Source organism: Pseudomonas sp. NPDC089752 (genome assembly GCF_044748725.1).
In the GTDB taxonomy this organism is placed as follows: Bacteria; Pseudomonadota; Gammaproteobacteria; order Pseudomonadales; family Pseudomonadaceae; genus Aquipseudomonas.
The window spans coordinates 43,184-57,582 of record NZ_JBIVGP010000021.1 but is presented as its reverse complement, the minus strand read 5'-3'; the positions used below and the strand labels follow the sequence as shown (position 1 = coordinate 57,582).

General features: G+C 61.1%; 15 protein-coding genes. 12 read left to right on the top strand and 3 right to left on the bottom strand.

The genetic code is table 11. The features are described 5' to 3' along the window. The first annotated feature begins 334 nt into the window (after positions 1-334). Positions 335-1,222 (top strand): threonine/homoserine exporter RhtA, encoded by an 888-nt coding sequence (gene rhtA / locus ACIPZF_RS24605; protein WP_400804287.1) that lies wholly within the window; start codon positions 335-337, stop codon positions 1,220-1,222. A gap of 187 nt (positions 1,223-1,409) precedes the next feature. Then, complete coding sequence (locus ACIPZF_RS24600; protein WP_400804284.1) at positions 1,410-1,691, top strand: hypothetical protein; 282 nt, start codon at positions 1,410-1,412, stop codon at positions 1,689-1,691. A 53-nt stretch (positions 1,692-1,744) separates the two neighbouring features. On the opposite strand, the gene ACIPZF_RS24595 is transcribed toward ACIPZF_RS24600, so the two are convergent. Beyond that, a complete protein-coding gene (locus ACIPZF_RS24595) occupies positions 1,745-3,553 on the bottom strand; it encodes an aminopeptidase P family protein (protein WP_400804283.1) in 1,809 nt (602 codons plus the stop codon). Positions 3,554-3,773: 220 nt separating this feature from the next. On the opposite strand from ACIPZF_RS24595, the gene ACIPZF_RS24590 reads away from it, so the two are divergent. Further along, positions 3,774-4,892: a DUF3182 family protein gene (locus tag ACIPZF_RS24590; protein WP_400804281.1), complete on the top strand. Its 1,119-nt coding sequence runs from the start codon at positions 3,774-3,776 to the stop codon at positions 4,890-4,892. Next, positions 4,876-5,646 carry an alpha/beta hydrolase family protein gene (locus tag ACIPZF_RS24585; RefSeq protein WP_400804279.1) on the top strand — a complete coding sequence of 257 codons (771 nt, stop codon included), beginning with the start codon at positions 4,876-4,878 and terminating at the stop codon, positions 5,644-5,646. The genes ACIPZF_RS24590 and ACIPZF_RS24585 overlap by 17 nt, the downstream gene beginning before the upstream one ends. Here ACIPZF_RS24585 and ACIPZF_RS24580 read toward each other — a convergent pair. Continuing rightward, entirely contained in the window at positions 5,625-6,005 is a 381-nt protein-coding gene (locus ACIPZF_RS24580) for an antibiotic biosynthesis monooxygenase (RefSeq protein WP_400804276.1), read from the bottom strand. The two genes, ACIPZF_RS24585 and ACIPZF_RS24580, sit on opposite strands and share 22 nt — an antisense overlap. An 85-nt stretch (positions 6,006-6,090) precedes the next feature. Between ACIPZF_RS24580 and soxR the strand changes: the two genes are divergently transcribed. Beyond that, positions 6,091-6,543 carry a redox-sensitive transcriptional activator SoxR gene (gene soxR / locus ACIPZF_RS24575; protein WP_400804275.1) on the top strand — a complete coding sequence of 151 codons (453 nt, stop codon included), beginning with the start codon at positions 6,091-6,093 and terminating at the stop codon, positions 6,541-6,543. 15 nt (positions 6,544-6,558) lie between these two features. On the opposite strand, the gene ACIPZF_RS24570 is transcribed toward soxR, so the two are convergent. Then, positions 6,559-7,122, bottom strand: coding sequence for a helix-turn-helix domain-containing protein (locus ACIPZF_RS24570; RefSeq protein WP_400804273.1), 564 nt, complete (start codon positions 7,120-7,122; stop codon positions 6,559-6,561). Between the two features lie 83 nt (positions 7,123-7,205). Between ACIPZF_RS24570 and ACIPZF_RS24565 the strand changes: the two genes are divergently transcribed. The 7 genes from ACIPZF_RS24565 (at position 7,206) to ACIPZF_RS24535 (ending at position 14,358) form a co-directional block, all read left to right on the top strand. Then, positions 7,206-8,150, top strand: a complete 945-nt coding sequence (locus ACIPZF_RS24565; RefSeq protein WP_400804270.1) for a DMT family transporter — start codon at positions 7,206-7,208, stop codon at positions 8,148-8,150. A 150-nt stretch (positions 8,151-8,300) separates the two neighbouring features. After that, entirely contained in the window at positions 8,301-11,216 is a 2,916-nt protein-coding gene (locus ACIPZF_RS24560) for a monovalent cation/H+ antiporter subunit A (RefSeq protein WP_400804269.1), read from the top strand. Further along, positions 11,216-11,560, top strand: coding sequence for a Na+/H+ antiporter subunit C (locus ACIPZF_RS24555; RefSeq protein WP_003250128.1), 345 nt, complete (start codon positions 11,216-11,218; stop codon positions 11,558-11,560). The genes ACIPZF_RS24560 and ACIPZF_RS24555 overlap by 1 nt, the downstream gene beginning before the upstream one ends. Then, on the top strand, positions 11,557-13,236 hold the full coding sequence (locus tag ACIPZF_RS24550) for a monovalent cation/H+ antiporter subunit D (RefSeq protein ID WP_400804267.1): 1,680 nt from the start codon (positions 11,557-11,559) through the stop codon (positions 13,234-13,236). Before ACIPZF_RS24555 ends, ACIPZF_RS24550 begins: the two co-directional genes overlap by 4 nt. Then, the gene (locus ACIPZF_RS24545; protein ID WP_400804265.1) at positions 13,233-13,721 is read left to right on the top strand and encodes a Na+/H+ antiporter subunit E; all 489 of its coding nucleotides are present in this window, start codon (positions 13,233-13,235) and stop codon (positions 13,719-13,721) included. The genes ACIPZF_RS24550 and ACIPZF_RS24545 overlap by 4 nt, the downstream gene beginning before the upstream one ends. Continuing rightward, positions 13,718-13,996, top strand: coding sequence for a K+/H+ antiporter subunit F (locus tag ACIPZF_RS24540; protein WP_110639073.1), 279 nt, complete (start codon positions 13,718-13,720; stop codon positions 13,994-13,996). The genes ACIPZF_RS24545 and ACIPZF_RS24540 overlap by 4 nt, the downstream gene beginning before the upstream one ends. Continuing rightward, entirely contained in the window at positions 13,993-14,358 is a 366-nt protein-coding gene (locus ACIPZF_RS24535) for a Na+/H+ antiporter subunit G (RefSeq protein ID WP_400804262.1), read from the top strand. Before ACIPZF_RS24540 ends, ACIPZF_RS24535 begins: the two co-directional genes overlap by 4 nt. Positions 14,359-14,399 lie beyond the last annotated feature (41 nt).

The window sequence follows — 14,399 nt, the reverse complement described above, 5'->3', positions numbered from 1 at the left end:
TCAAACACTTGGCTCGCTGCGATCTCTCGTAGCGGGAGGCGAATTCTACAGCGTTTGGAAGCGCTGTCAACCACCATTTCAACCGCTTGCGATCAAATCGATAGGAGCGCTTTCAGCAGCTTCGGTATTAAGTAACTAATTGAATTTCAAGAAGTTTCTCGTTCCGATGTCGCTGGAAGTGGGGCGCATTATAAGCGGATTCCGGGGTGTGTCAATGATTGATTTCACAAAAGAGAAACCAGGGAAGGCGATGCACATGCCTTGCGCCGCTGCGTCGTAATTGCGCACTATATTGCACACACTCGCCCCCCCGTTAAAGGAATGCCGCCCACCCATGAACACCCAGCCCCGCAGCCTGGCCGCTACGCTGTTTCCCATAGGCCTGTTGCTTATCGCCATGGCATCGATTCAGTCCGGCGCTTCGTTGGCCAAAAGCATGTTTCCCATCATCGGTGCACAAGGCACCACGACCCTGCGCCTGGTCTTCGCCAGCATTATCATGCTGCTGATACTGCGCCCATGGCGTGTTCGCATGACGGCCGGCACGCTGCGCAATGTGATCATCTATGGCATGGCGCTGGGCGGCATGAATTTCCTCTTTTATATGGCGCTGCAGACGACGCCGCTGGGGATCGCGGTAGCGCTGGAGTTCACCGGCCCGCTGGCGGTGGCACTGTTTGCCTCGCGGCGCGCTATCGACTTCCTGTGGATTGCCCTGGCAGTTGCGGGTCTATTGTTGCTGCTTCCCGTCGGCCATGGTGGCCAGCCACTCGATTTGCTGGGTGCCGCCTACGCGCTCGGTGCGGGTGTATGCTGGGCGCTGTATATCCTCTTTGGCCAACGCGCTGGCGCGGAGCATGGCATCCAGAGCGCAGCACTCGGCGTTGTGGTCGCAGCCGTCTTCGTCGCTCCAATTGGCATCGTGCATGCAGGGAGCGCGTTGCTCACTCCAGCACTCATCCCGCTAGCGCTGGGCGTCGCCATACTTTCCACTGCCCTGCCTTATAGCCTCGAAATGGTCGCGCTTACCCGAATGCCAGCGCGAACATTCGGCACCCTGATGGCGATTGAGCCTGCCATCGGCGCATTGTCCGGCCTGTTGTTCCTCGGTGAACTGCTGAGCGTTACCCAGTGGCTGGCAATTCTCGCAATCATAGCCGCGTCGGCAGGCGCTACGCTGTCTCTGCGCAAAGAGGTGAATCCACCGGTAGCGGCTGACTGATTTGAGAAATATTTACATTTGAGGCAGTAATTATCGTTGTGATGACCCGCCTCGCTGATTAAGCTGTCACAAAATCATAATCTTCAAGCTATCTACTTGACTGAACATGGACGCTGGGGAAATTCAGGAAGAACCGATACGATAACGACAGGGTCTGACTACTGATCAGCTCTGCATAAGGACAGGAATGAAACGTATTTTGCTCATCCTGGCCGTCTTGGCCATTGCCGGATGCGCCGCAACGGCCAAGACCGAGGTCAAACAGGGAAAGAAGGGTGTGCATATCAATTGCTCAGGCCTTTCCTCCTCATGGGACAAGTGCTACAGCAAGGCCGCCACGTCTTGCAGCAAGCGCGGCTATAGGGTGATCGCGCGTTCCGGAGACACCGACGAGGAGCCAGGTGATTACCTGTTCGGCATCAACCCGGCCGGCTATACCAGCCGCAGCATGATCGTCATCTGCAAGTAAACGAAAGGGCAGCCCGTGAGCTGCCCTTTTTCATACCCGGCAGTCTCGGCCGATCACAGCGATACCGTGCGGGCTTCGAGCCAGACCAGCGCATCGCCGGTCAGCAATGGTGCAAGACGCTCCCGCACCGTTGCATGATACTGGTTAAGCCAGTCGCGCTCATCCTTCGCCAGCAAGTCTGCATCCAGGCAACGGGTATCTATAGGGCACAGCGTCAAAGTCTCGAAATTGAGAAAATCGCCAAACTGCGTCTTGCCGAGCTCGCGATTGACCACCAGGTTCTCGATACGTACCCCCCAAGCGCCTGGACGATAAGTGCCTGGCTCGATCGAACTGATCATCCCCACCTGCATGGCGGTCTGCGGCGTGGTTGCAGCCTGATAGGCAATGACCTGCGGACCTTCGTGCACATTCATGAAGTAACCCACGCCGTGACCGGTACCGTGACCATAGTCGACCTGGTCCGCCCATATCGGCGCCCGCGCGATGGCGTCAAGCAGCGGTGAAAGTATGCCGCGGGGGAACGTAGTGCGTGACAGCGCGATCATGCCTTTGAGTACCCGCGTGCAATCCCGTTTCTGCTCGTCGCTCGGGCTCCCTACCGGCACCATTCGCGTAATGTCGGTGGTACCACCCAGATACTGCCCACCCGAGTCGATCAACAGCAAACCGTCGCCCTCGATCACCGCATGGGACTGCTCGGTGGCACGGTAATGGGGCATCGCGCCATTGCCATTGAATGCTGCGATGGTAGAAAAGCTGAGAGACACGAAGCCGGGCCGACGCGCGCGCGCGGCACTCAGCTGCTCATCGATGGTCAGCTCGGTGATCACCTCCTCGCCCTGCCGTGCTTCAAACCAGGCGAAAAATTCGCACAAGGCCGCACCATCCTGTTCCATGACCTGCCGGATATGTACCAGCTCGTCTTCGCGCTTGCGTGATTTGCTCAAAGTGGTCGGGTTAAGCCCTTCGATCAACTCGACCTCAGCACCCAGGTTACCCAACAGGCCGCAGGTCACCCGCGCAGGGTCCAACAGCAATCGACTGCCAGGCGCAATCCCCGCAAGCGCATTGGCTACCTCAGCATAATCGCGCACTTCAATGCCATCGACTTGCAACACGTGGCGCAAATGGTCATCAACCTTTTCAGCCCCAATGAACAAGGTCGCCCGGCCTTTACTGATCAACGCAAAGGATACGAACACCGGGTTGTAGGACACGTCACTGCCACGCAGATTGAACAGCCATGCGATGTCATCCAGCGTCGCAATGAAGTGCCAGTCCGCGCCCTTCTCTGCCAAGGAACTACGCAGCTGGGCAAGTTTCTCGGCCCGGCTGACGGTGGCATGGGGCGGCAAGTGTTGATAAACAGGATTACTCGGCAGCGCTGGACGCCCGACCCAAACTTCTGCCAGCAAGTCACGATCAGTGCGCAATCGGATCTCGCGGGCTTTCAAACGCTCTTCAAGCTGACGTGCCGAGGCCAGGGCCATGACTGCGCCATCCACCGCCACTACACCGCTAGCCCGAACGTTATCCCCCAGCCACTCAAGCGCACCCGGTTTGCCTGGGTGCAGCTTCATCAGCTCGATGCCACTTCCCGCCAGCTCCCTGTCAGCCTGCTCCCAATAACGGCTGTCAGCCCACAAACCAGCGAAGTCGGCAGTGACTACCAGGGTGCCCACCGAACCATCGAAGCCAGACAACCACCTACGCCCTTGCCAGTAACCCGGCAGGTACTCGGAAAGATGAGGGTCAGCCGAAGGCACCAGCAAGGCATCGACATCCTCCTTGGCCATTACCTCGCGCACACGCGCCAGGCGCTCGGGTACACGCTGCTCGATGGGGGTCTGAACGTTCATGCGCACTCCTGCGGTCACATCTTGGTTGATCCAGAGGCACGATAATGGAGCAGCCACCATTGCCCTGCAATCGCAACGGCCAAGTTACGGCATGCAATGCCCATGACGTCACCTGCAATCAAGACGCTTCCTACAAGTGGCCGGAGACCATCGATCACCTCCAGCTGAACTTCCCGCTTGTCGGGGCTTCACAACCAATACATTCATTGCCGACAGGCAGATGCCCATGCCCAACGCCTGCGAAGCCAAGAATGGTGTCGTGCTGCTGGACACCCGCGAGCACACGCCGGAGCATGAACATGCAGTGCACCTGAAGATGGCCACTGGGCTGGCTGAGCTACTGGGTTGCGCCCACGTTCATCCCGACCAGCCTCCCACTGCAGCCGACAATTTCTATTACCTTCCTACCGAAACCTTGATCGACCCGCAGCGCCACGCATCGATGGGCATCTGCACCGTACAGGACTTGTTCGGCGGTTTGGTCAGCCAGCCTTACATGGCGACCAAGGCAATCTCACATCCGCTGCCAGCCAATGCCAGCTTTCCACCCGGCTGGACCGATGCATTCGCTCGACAGGCAAGCGATGCTCTGCTGCGCGGCTACACGGTGTTCAGCAAAGCCGATGCCCGTCGAGCCGCCCAGCTGCTGATGGGCGACGGCCCCTTGCGACTCAAACCGGTCTTGGCCTGCGCCGGACGCGGGCAACAGGTCATCGAGGAAATGGACGAGTTGGAACCCCTGCTGGCGGGCATGGATGACCAAGATCTGGCGCTATGGGGGCTGGTGCTTGAGGAAGACCTCAGTGAGGTTGAGACTTTCAGCGTCGGCCAGGTCCGCGTCGCCGGCCTGACCTGCAGCTACCACGGTACCCAGCAACTGACCCGCGACCACCAGGGCACGGAAGTCTACGGCGGATCCGACCTGGTAGTGGTGCGCGGCGATTACCAGGCCCTGTTGCAGCTCCCACTGGAAGATCACCTGCGCTTGGCGATTACCCAGGCCATGATTTATGAACAGGCGGCCGAGCGGCACTTTCCCGGCTTTGTCGCCTCTCGCCGCAACTACGACATCGCCCGCGGCACCGACCCGCAAGGCCATCTGCGCAGCGGCGTGCTAGAGCAGTCCTGGCGAATAGGCGGGGCCAGCAGCGCTGAACTCCTGGCGCTCCAGGCGTTTGCCAAAGACCCGGCACTGCAGCGTGTGCGCACCTCCACCCATGAAGTGTTTGGCACGCCCGACCTTCCCACTGACGCCACCCTCTTCTACCAAGGAAACGACAGTGAACTCGGACAACTCAGCAAATTCGCGCGGATCCGCGAGCATGACCATCCAGAGTGAAACCGTAGAGCTGCAGGTCGAAAACGACAGCATCGTCGGTACCCTGGTCAGCCCCGGCAGCAAGATGCCCGGCATTTTATTCGTCCATGGCTGGGGCGGCAGCCAGCAACGCGACCTGGCCCGAGCCCGCCATATCACTGGCTTGGGCTGCGTGTGCATGACCTTCGACCTGCGCGGCCACGAAAAGACCGAGAGCCAACGCCTCACCGTGACTCGCGAGCAGAATCTTCAGGACCTGCTGGCCGCTTACGACCGCCTGGTCAACCATCCGGCCGTGGACAGTAGCGCGATCGCTATCATCGGCAGCAGCTACGGTGGCTACCTGGCCACATTGCTCACCCTGCAACGGCCAGTAAAATGGCTGGCATTGCGCGTACCGGCGATGTACTGGGACGACGAGTGGGACACCCCTAAGCAGACACTCGACCGTCAGCGCTTGAACGCCTACCGCCAGCGCTTGCTCGGCCCGGCCGACAACCGCGCGTTGGCCGCCTGTGCCGAATTTGCCGGCGATGTCCTACTGGTGGAGTCGGAGCAAGACGACTATGTACCGCACACTACGCTGATGAGCTATCGCTCGGCTTTCGTCAACGCCCATTCGCTCACTCACCGCATTGTCGATGGTGCCGACCACGCGCTTTCCAGTGAACAAAGTCAAAAAGCCTATAGCTCAATACTTGCTTCGTGGGTCGGTGAGATGGTGGTCGGCGCCCGCCTGGATCGCTATCCGCATTATGCACCCTGGTATGCCTGAGGCTCGCCGACCTGGCAGTGCAAGCCACCGTCGGCCGTGTAAACCAAACTGCGCAGCGCCTGATATGCAGCGAAATTGACGCTGCGCGCCTGATGCACCCGCACCAGGTCGAGAAATGGCTCTTCGACAAAACGTTCCGCTGCCGCCGCCCACGCCTGGCGCGATTGCCACTGCAAATACTGCAGAACACGGCTGCCGTCATCGCTGGCCTGAATGCTGACCCCTTGCAGGCCCGCGCAGCGCGTGGCCAGTTCTTCACTGCGCAGGACCAGCGCTTGGGCCAGCGCTGCCTGGCGCGAAGCAGGCACCTCATACTCGATCATCTGGGTGAACCACAGGGGATGCGGCGCGGCGATCATGAACAGTCTCCTTGCTTCGGACGCTTGCAGTGTGATGGCCTGCAGGGTAAACCTCCAGTTAACTCAAGGTCAAGAGCTTTTTCACATGCCCAGATCAACCCTGGTCGCTCCGGACAAACTGCTCAGTGTCGGCCAGCTGGCCACACGCAGTGGCGTGGCCGTGACCGCCCTGCACTTCTATGAAACCAAGGGGCTGATCCACAGCACGCGCAACGCAGGCAATCAGCGCCGCTATCCGCGAGCTATGCTGCGCCGTGTGGCTGTGATCAAGATGGCACAGCGCCTGGGCATCCCGCTGGCCGATATCGCATCGGCCTTGTCGGCACTGCCCAATGACCATATCCCTACAGCAGAGGATTGGCGACGATTGTCGCAGGGTTGGCGGGCAGACCTCGATCGCCGTATCGACGAGATGATTCGCCTACGCGATCAGTTGGACGGCTGCATCGGTTGCGGTTGCATGTCCCTGAAGGAATGTCCGCTACGCAACAAGCAGGATCACCTGGGTGATGAAGGGCCTGGTCCGCATCTACCCTGAGCGCTGCATGCCCGCTCAGATCACTACATTGCGCACAAAACGCGTAGGCACGGCGCCGTCATTGCGGTAGGCGTAGCGGCGGTTGCTGGGAAAGACATGGAACTGACCGACGTCAAGGCGATGCTCGGCCCCTTCTATGATCAACGTCAGTTGCCCTTCAGCTACGTAAATTTGCTCGCGCCAACCTTCAGCATCGGCTTCGCTGGCGTAGCATTCGCCCGGTGCCAGGGTCCATTCCCAGATCTCCACCTCTCGCCGAGCGCTGCTGCTGGCCAGCAGAACCGCCTTGCTCTGCGGATGCTCACCCGCCCAGGCCAGTTCGTCGATACGGCTGGTATCGCGCTGGTCGGGTGCCTGGATCAACGTGCTGAAGGCCACCCCCAACGCTTCGGCGATCAGGTCGAGCGTGGTCAGGCTGACATTCTTTTCACCCGCTTCAATCGCCACCAGCATGCGCCGACTGACCCCAGAGCGCTCAGCCAGCGCGGTCTGGCTCATCCCCGCGGCATTGCGCAGGCTTCGGACATTGAGGCTGACATGCTGCAAAACCGAGGCCCGGTGCATGGAATCTTTGTGCACTATATTGCTCACTTGTACGGGTTGCGCAGTATACTGCCCACTTTGCGGCGATTGTGCGCCGCCCCCGTTGAGTGCGCAAGACCATGAGCCAACCGACCAGCAGCCAACAGCCCGCCCTGTCATTGCGCCTTAGCAAGGCCGAGATGGTGCTGGTATTCATCACCATGCTCTGGGGCGGCACCTTCCTGCTGGTGCACAATGTGATGACCGTAAGCGGCCCGATGTTCTTCGTCGGCCTGCGCTTCGCAGCTGCTGCGTTATTTGTCGCAATGGTCTCAGGGCGCGCACTGTCAGGCCTGACTGTCACCGAACTGAAGGCCGGCGTGCTGATTGGCGCCTCCATCATGCTCGGCTACGGCCTGCAGACCATGGGCCTGCAGACCATCAGCAGCAGCCAGTCAGCCTTCATCACTGCACTTTATGTGCCTTTCGTGCCGCTGTTGCAGTGGCTCGTGCTCGGCCGGCGCCCAGGACTGATGCCCAGCCTGGGTATCTGCCTGGCATTCCTCGGCTTGATGCTGCTCGCCGGCCCCGAGGGCGGCAGCCTGCATTTGAGCGAAGGTGAAGTGGTGACACTGGTGAGCGCCGTGGCCATCGCCGCCGAGATCATCTTGATCAGCCGCTTTGCCGGCCAGGTCGACGTACGCCGCGTGACCGTCGTGCAACTGGCCACCGCCTCGTTGCTGTCGTTCCTGATGATCGTCCCGACCCAAGAGCGCATCCCCGACTTTTCCTGGTTGTTGCTGCTCAGCGCACTGGGCCTGGGCGCCATGAGCGCAGTGATCCAGGTAGCGATGAACTGGGCGCAGAAGTCGGTTTCGCCGACCCGCGCCACGTTGATCTACGCAGGTGAACCAGTATGGGCAGGGATCGTCGGCCGTATCGCCGGCGAGCGCTTGCCCGGAGTGGCACTGATCGGCGGCCTGCTGATCGTCATCGCGGTGGTGGTCAGCGAGCTGAAAATCCGCCGCGTCGGGCCTGCAGAAGAATCACTCGAAGCGCAGGCCGAGCGCGAAGCCGGCCTGTAAAATCGCCAACAACGGCTATGCTCTGTAAAAAACTGTTATAAAAAAACAGCTTGTAACACCCTGTTTGTACGATTCTGCGACAGCTTGCGTGTTGGTGATCAACTGCCCGGCACGTATGATCCTTGGCAAATCTTTCCAGAATAGAACGCTATGTCCTTGATAGTGCTACTGCTTCTGCCGTTCGTGGGCAGTTGCCTGGCAGCCGTGCTGCCGCACAACGCACGTAACGCCGAGTCCATATTGGCGGGGCTCGTGGCCTTGGTCGGCACCGTCCAGGTAGCACTGCTATACCCCCAAGTCGCCCACGGCGGCGTGATTCGCGAAGAATTTCTCTGGCTGCCCAGCCTCGGCCTGAACCTGGTCCTGCGCATGGACGGTTTCGCCTGGCTGTTCTCGCTGCTGGTGTTGGGCATCGGCGCTTTGGTGTCACTGTACGCGCGCTACTACATGTCGCCACAAGACCCAGTGCCGCGTTTCTTCGCATTCTTCCTGGCATTCATGGGGGCAATGCTTGGGCTGGTGATCTCCGGCAACCTGATCCAATTGGTGTTCTTCTGGGAACTGACCAGCCTGTTTTCATTCCTGCTCATCGGCTACTGGCACCATCGCGCTGACGCGCGTCGAGGGGCCTACATGGCATTGATGGTCACCGGCGCAGGTGGCTTGTGCCTGCTGGTCGGGGCGCTGCTTCTGGGCCATGTGGTCGGCAGTTACGACCTGGACAAGGTTCTGGCTGCCGGTGACGCAGTCCGCCAGCACGCGCTTTATCCCGTGCTGCTGCCGCTGATCCTGATCGGCGCACTGAGCAAGAGCGCGCAGTTTCCCTTCCAGTTCTGGTTGCCCCACGCCATGGCGGCACCCACCCCGGTTTCGGCCTACCTTCACTCCGCGACCATGGTCAAGGCCGGGGTGTTCCTGCTGGCGCGGCTCTGGCCGGTGCTGTCGGGCAGCGAAGAATGGTTCTGGATCGTCGGCGGTGCCGGCGCCATTACCCTGCTGCTGGGTGCGTTCGCCGCGATGTTCCAGAATGACCTCAAAGGTTTGCTGGCCTACTCCACCATCAGCCACCTGGGCCTGATAACCTTGCTGCTGGGCTTGAACAGCCCATTGGCAGCCGTCGCCGCCGTGTTCCACATTCTCAACCACGCCACCTTCAAGGCCTCGCTATTCATGGCTGCCGGCATCATCGACCATGAGAGCGGCACGCGCGACATCCGCCGCCTCAGCGGCCTGATACGCCTGGTTCCCTACACGGCGACATTGGCCATGGTGGCCAGCGCCTCAATGGCGGGCGTACCGCTGATGAACGGGTTCCTGTCCAAGGAGATGTTTTTCGCCGAAACCGTGTTCATCTCCTCTACCGCCTGGGTCGAAGCGACCTTGCCAGTGATCGCCACCCTCGCAGGGACGTTCAGCGTCGCCTACGCCCTGCGCTTCACCGTCGATGTGTTTTTCGGCCCTACCGCGCAGGACTTGCCGCACACGCCACACGAGCCACCACGCTGGATGCGCGCGCCGGTCGAGCTGCTGGTACTCACCTGCCTGGTAGTCGGCATCTTTCCTGCCCAATCGGTCGGCCCGCTGCTGGCCGCCGCAGCGCTGCCAGTGGTGGGTGGCACGCTGCCGGAATACAGCCTGGCCATCTGGCACGGCTGGAACGCCCCGCTGATCATGAGCCTCGTGGCCATGAGCGGCGGCATCATTCTATACCTGCTGCTACGCAACCAATTGCGCCGCGGCCGGTTCCCCTATCCGCCACTGATCGAGCGCTTCAATGGCAAGCGTCTGTTCGAACAAGGTCAGGTGCGTCTCATGCTGCTGGCCAAGCGCATCGAGGGCCTGCTCACCACGCGCCGCCTCCAGGCACAACTGTTCATGCTGGTATTGGCGGCATTCCTCGCCGGCCTCACGCCGCTGCTGTACAGCGGGTTGAGCTGGGGCGACCGGCCAAAAATCCCGGGTTCCGGTGTATTCGTCGCGCTGTGGCTGATAGCGATAGCCTGCGCCCTCGGCGCCGCCTACCAGGCCAAGTATCACCGTTTGGCGGCGCTTATCATGGTCGGCGTCTGCGGCCTGATGACGTGCATCACCTTCGTCTGGTTCTCCGCCCCGGATCTGGCCTTGACCCAGCTGGTGGTCGAAGTGGTCACCACGGTACTGATCCTGCTCGGCCTGCGCTGGCTGCCACGGCGAATCGAAGGCGTCTCGCCGCTGCCAGGCAGCCTCGACCGCGCCCGCATGCGCCGCCTGCGCGACCTCTTGCTGGCTGTTCTGGTCGGCGGCGGCACGGCAGTGCTGTCCTACGCCATGCTGACCCGGCCCACGCCAAACGACATCTCCTCCTTCTACCTGAGCCGGGCGCTGCCCCAAGGAGGCGGGACCAACGTGGTCAACGTGATGCTGGTGGACTTCCGCGGCTTCGATACACTTGGCGAAATTACCGTGCTGGTAGCCGTGGCCCTCACCGTATTCGCCCTGCTGCGCCGCTTCCGCCCGCCCAAGGAAAGCATGCAACTGCCCGCCCAGCAGCGGCAGCTGGCACCCGATGTGGTCACTGACCTGGTCAACCCACGGCACGCCGCCGACACCGCGCTGGGCTTCATGATGGTGCCTGCCGTGCTGGTGCGTCTGCTTCTACCGATAGCAGTACTGGTCTCGATGTACCTGTTCATGCGCGGCCACAACCAGCCGGGCGGCGGCTTCGTCGCAGGCCTGGTGATGTCGGTGGCGTTCATCCTCCAGTACATGGTTGCCGGCACGCAATGGGTCGAGGCGCAGATGAGCCTGAGGCCGCTGCGCTGGATGGGTACCGGGCTGTTGTGCGCGACTTTGACGGGGGCAGGCGCCATGCTGCTGGGCTACCCATTCCTCACCACTCATACCGCCCATCTGCACCTGCCGTTGCTCGGCGACCTGCATGTGGCCAGTGCACTGTTCTTCGATATCGGTGTGTACACCGTGGTGGTCGGCTCGACCCTGCTGATTCTCACCGCATTGGCGCACCAGTCGGTGCGCGCCTATCGTCCGGGCAGTTCGTCGAAACCCAGCCAAGCAGGAGCCGCCTGATGGAAGAAGTCATCGCAGTCGCCATCGGTGTACTGGCCGCATCAGGGGTTTGGTTGATCCTGCGCCCACGGACCTATCAGGTGATCATGGGCCTGTGCCTGCTGTCGTACGGGGTCAACTTGTTCATTTTCAGCATGGGCAGTCTGTTCATCGGCAAGGAACCCATCATCAAAGACGGCGTAACCCAAGACCTCTTGCACTACACCGACCCGCTGCCCCAGGCCCTCGTGCTCACCGCCATCGTCATCAGTTTCGCCATGACTGCCTTGTTCCTGGTAGTACTGCTGGCATCGCGCGGTCTCACCGGCACTGACCACGTGGATGGCCGGGAGCGTGACGAATGAGCGTGATGAGCCAACTGATCGTCGCGCCCATTCTGTTACCCCTGGTGACTGCAGCTGTGATGCTGCTGCTGGGCGAGAAGCACCGGCAGATCAAAGCACGCCTCAACCTGCTGTCGACCTTCGGTGGTTTGGCCATTGCCGTCAGCCTGCTGCTGTGGGTGCGCAGCCAAGGCCAGGCCGAATCCATTGGGGTCTACTTGCCCGGTAACTGGCCCGCGCCCTTCGGCATCGTGCTGGTACTGGACCACCTTTCGGCACTGCTGCTGACCTTGACCGGGGTCATCGGCATCAGCGCCCTGCTGTTCGCTCGCGCCCGCTGGGACAGCGCAGGCGCCAGCTTCCATGCGTTGTTCCAAATCCAGCTGATGGGCCTTTATGGTGCCTTCCTGACCGCTGACCTGTTCAACCTCTTCGTGTTTTTCGAAGTGCTGCTAGCCGCCTCCTATGGCCTGCTGCTGCATGGATCGGGGCGGGCACGAGTGCGCGCCGGGCTGCACTACATCGCTATCAACCTGTTCGCCTCGTCGCTGTTCCTGGTGGGTGCTGCGATGCTGTACGGGGTGACCGGGACGCTGAACATGGCTGACCTGGCACTGAAGGTTCCATTAGTTCCAGAAGCGGACCGCGGCCTGCTGCACGCCGGGGCGGCGATCCTGGCGATTGCCTTTCTGGCCAAGGCAGGTATCTGGCCGCTGAACTTCTGGCTGGTACCAGCCTACGCCTCTGCCAGCGCGCCGGTGGCCGCCTTGTTCGCCATCATGACCAAGGTTGGCCTGTATGCCGTGCTGCGCCTCTGGACCTTGCTGTTCTCCGGCCAGGCGGGTGCTTCGGCCCACTTCGGTGGTCAATGGCTGATCTATGGCGGCCTGGTCACCCTGGCTTTGGCTGCCGTGTCGATACTGGCAGCGCAACGCCTGGAGCGGATGGCGGCGCTGAGCATCCTGGTATCCGCAGGTACCCTGCTGGGCGCGGTCGGCTTTGCCCAACCGGCATTGACCGGCGCGGCACTGTTTTACCTGGTGAACTCAACCCTGGCGCTGTGTGCACTGTTCCTGCTCGCCGAACTCATCGAGCGCTCGCGCTCGGCCAACGAAGCGCCGCTGGACGATGAAGAAGAACCGATGCCTTCGCCGCTCGAATCGCTTCATCCTCCCAAAGGTACCAACCTGGACGATGAACAGAAGGCCGTGATCGGTCAGATCATCCCTTGGACCATGGCCTTCCTCGGCCTGAGCTTCATTGCCTGCGCATTATTGATCATTGGCATGCCACCGCTGTCCGGCTTCGTTGGCAAGCTGAACTTGATCAGTGCGCTGTTCAACCCACTGGGGCTGGGTGTTCCGGCCGAGCAACCGTTGTCCGTAGCCGGTTGGGCGCTGGTTGCTTTGCTGATTGTCTCAGGCATGGCCTCGTTGATCGCCTTCGGCCGGGTGGGCATTCTGCGGTTCTGGAAGCCCGAGGAGCGACCTTCGCCGCTGCTGCGTCGCTACGAATGCCTGCCCATCGTCATTCTGCTCGGGCTGTGCATCATCCTCAGCTTCAGAGCCGAGCCATTGCTGCGCTACACACAGGACACCGCCGCCAGCCTGCAGTCACCCAATACCTATATCCAGGCAGTAATGGCTGCACGGCCCGTTCCAGGGCCGACCACACTCGACGTGGAGGTGCAGCCATGAGCCGGCTGTTCCCCGCGCCGTTGCTGTCCATTGCACTGTTCGTGCTATGGCTGCTGCTGAACTTGTCGATCAGCCCCGGCAATCTTTTGCTCGCCGCCGCCCTCGCCGTCGTCGCCCCTTTGCTGATGGCTCCCCTGCGCCCGCAGCGTGCACGGGTAAGCCGGCCGCTGGTGGTGGCAAGGCTGATCGGTCGGGTGGGTATTGATGTCATCCACTCCAATTTCCTGGTGGCGATTGGCGTGCTTCGCGCCCGGCAAAAGCCGCCTCGCTCAGCCTTCGTGCACATCCCCCTGGACCTTCGCGACGCCCATGGCCTTGCTGCGCTGTCGATGATTACCACCGTGGTACCCGGCACGGTCTGGTCGGAACTGGCTCTGGACCGCAGCATGCTTTTGCTGCATGTGTTCGACCTGGAGGATGAGAAGGCCTTTATCGAGCACTTCAAACATACCTATGAACGTCCGTTGATGGAGATCTTCGAATGACAGGCCTGCTCGCCAACGCAGTCCTCGCCAGCCTGTTCATCTTCGCCCTGGCCATGGGGCTGGCGCTCATCCGGCTGTTCCGCGGCCCTTCCGCTCAGGATCGGGTACTGGCGCTGGACTATCTCTATATCCTGGGCATGCTGATGATGCTGGTACTGGGCATTCGCTATGCCAGTGACACTTATTTTGAAGGCGCCCTGTTGATTGCCCTGTTTGGTTTTGTCGGCTCGTTTGCCTTGGCCAAATTCCTGTTGCGTGGCGAGGTGATCGAATGAACCAAACACTTGAACTTCCGCTTTGGCTCGAACTGGTCACCGCCGGACTGTTACTGCTCGGTAGTCTCTTTGCCTTGATCGGCGCCATTGGCTTGCTGCGCCTGAAGGATTACTTCCAGCGCATGCATCCACCCGCGCTGGCCTCGACCATAGGCGCCTGGTGCGTCGCGCTGGCTTCGATCATCTACTTTTCGTGGCTCAAGCAAAGTCCGGTACTGCATGCCTGGCTGATCCCTATCCTGCTGTCGATCACCGTGCCGGTCACGACGCTGCTACTGGCAAGGGCAGCGCTGTTTCGCAAGCGCATGGCCAAGGAAGAGGTCCCCGACGAGGTCAGCAGCGGTCGGGACCGCGGCAACTGATCAGCGAAGCCTCAAGCGTGGCTGAGGCACTGCCATTAGCG

Coding starts and splice junctions, on each gene's coding strand:
- rhtA (WP_400804287.1), top strand. CDS start 335: ATGAACACCCAGCCCCGCAGCCTGGCCGCTACGCTGTTTCCCATAGGC.
- ACIPZF_RS24600 (WP_400804284.1), top strand. CDS start 1,410: ATGAAACGTATTTTGCTCATCCTGGCCGTCTTGGCCATTGCCGGATGC.
- ACIPZF_RS24595 (WP_400804283.1), bottom strand. CDS start 3,553: ATGAACGTTCAGACCCCCATCGAGCAGCGTGTACCCGAGCGCCTGGCG.
- ACIPZF_RS24590 (WP_400804281.1), top strand. CDS start 3,774: ATGCCCATGCCCAACGCCTGCGAAGCCAAGAATGGTGTCGTGCTGCTG.
- ACIPZF_RS24585 (WP_400804279.1), top strand. CDS start 4,876: ATGACCATCCAGAGTGAAACCGTAGAGCTGCAGGTCGAAAACGACAGC.
- ACIPZF_RS24580 (WP_400804276.1), bottom strand. CDS start 6,005: ATGATCGCCGCGCCGCATCCCCTGTGGTTCACCCAGATGATCGAGTAT.
- soxR (WP_400804275.1), top strand. CDS start 6,091: ATGCCCAGATCAACCCTGGTCGCTCCGGACAAACTGCTCAGTGTCGGC.
- ACIPZF_RS24565 (WP_400804270.1), top strand. CDS start 7,206: ATGAGCCAACCGACCAGCAGCCAACAGCCCGCCCTGTCATTGCGCCTT.
- ACIPZF_RS24560 (WP_400804269.1), top strand. CDS start 8,301: ATGTCCTTGATAGTGCTACTGCTTCTGCCGTTCGTGGGCAGTTGCCTG.
- ACIPZF_RS24555 (WP_003250128.1), top strand. CDS start 11,216: ATGGAAGAAGTCATCGCAGTCGCCATCGGTGTACTGGCCGCATCAGGG.
- ACIPZF_RS24550 (WP_400804267.1), top strand. CDS start 11,557: ATGAGCGTGATGAGCCAACTGATCGTCGCGCCCATTCTGTTACCCCTG.
- ACIPZF_RS24545 (WP_400804265.1), top strand. CDS start 13,233: ATGAGCCGGCTGTTCCCCGCGCCGTTGCTGTCCATTGCACTGTTCGTG.
- ACIPZF_RS24540 (WP_110639073.1), top strand. CDS start 13,718: ATGACAGGCCTGCTCGCCAACGCAGTCCTCGCCAGCCTGTTCATCTTC.
- ACIPZF_RS24535 (WP_400804262.1), top strand. CDS start 13,993: ATGAACCAAACACTTGAACTTCCGCTTTGGCTCGAACTGGTCACCGCC.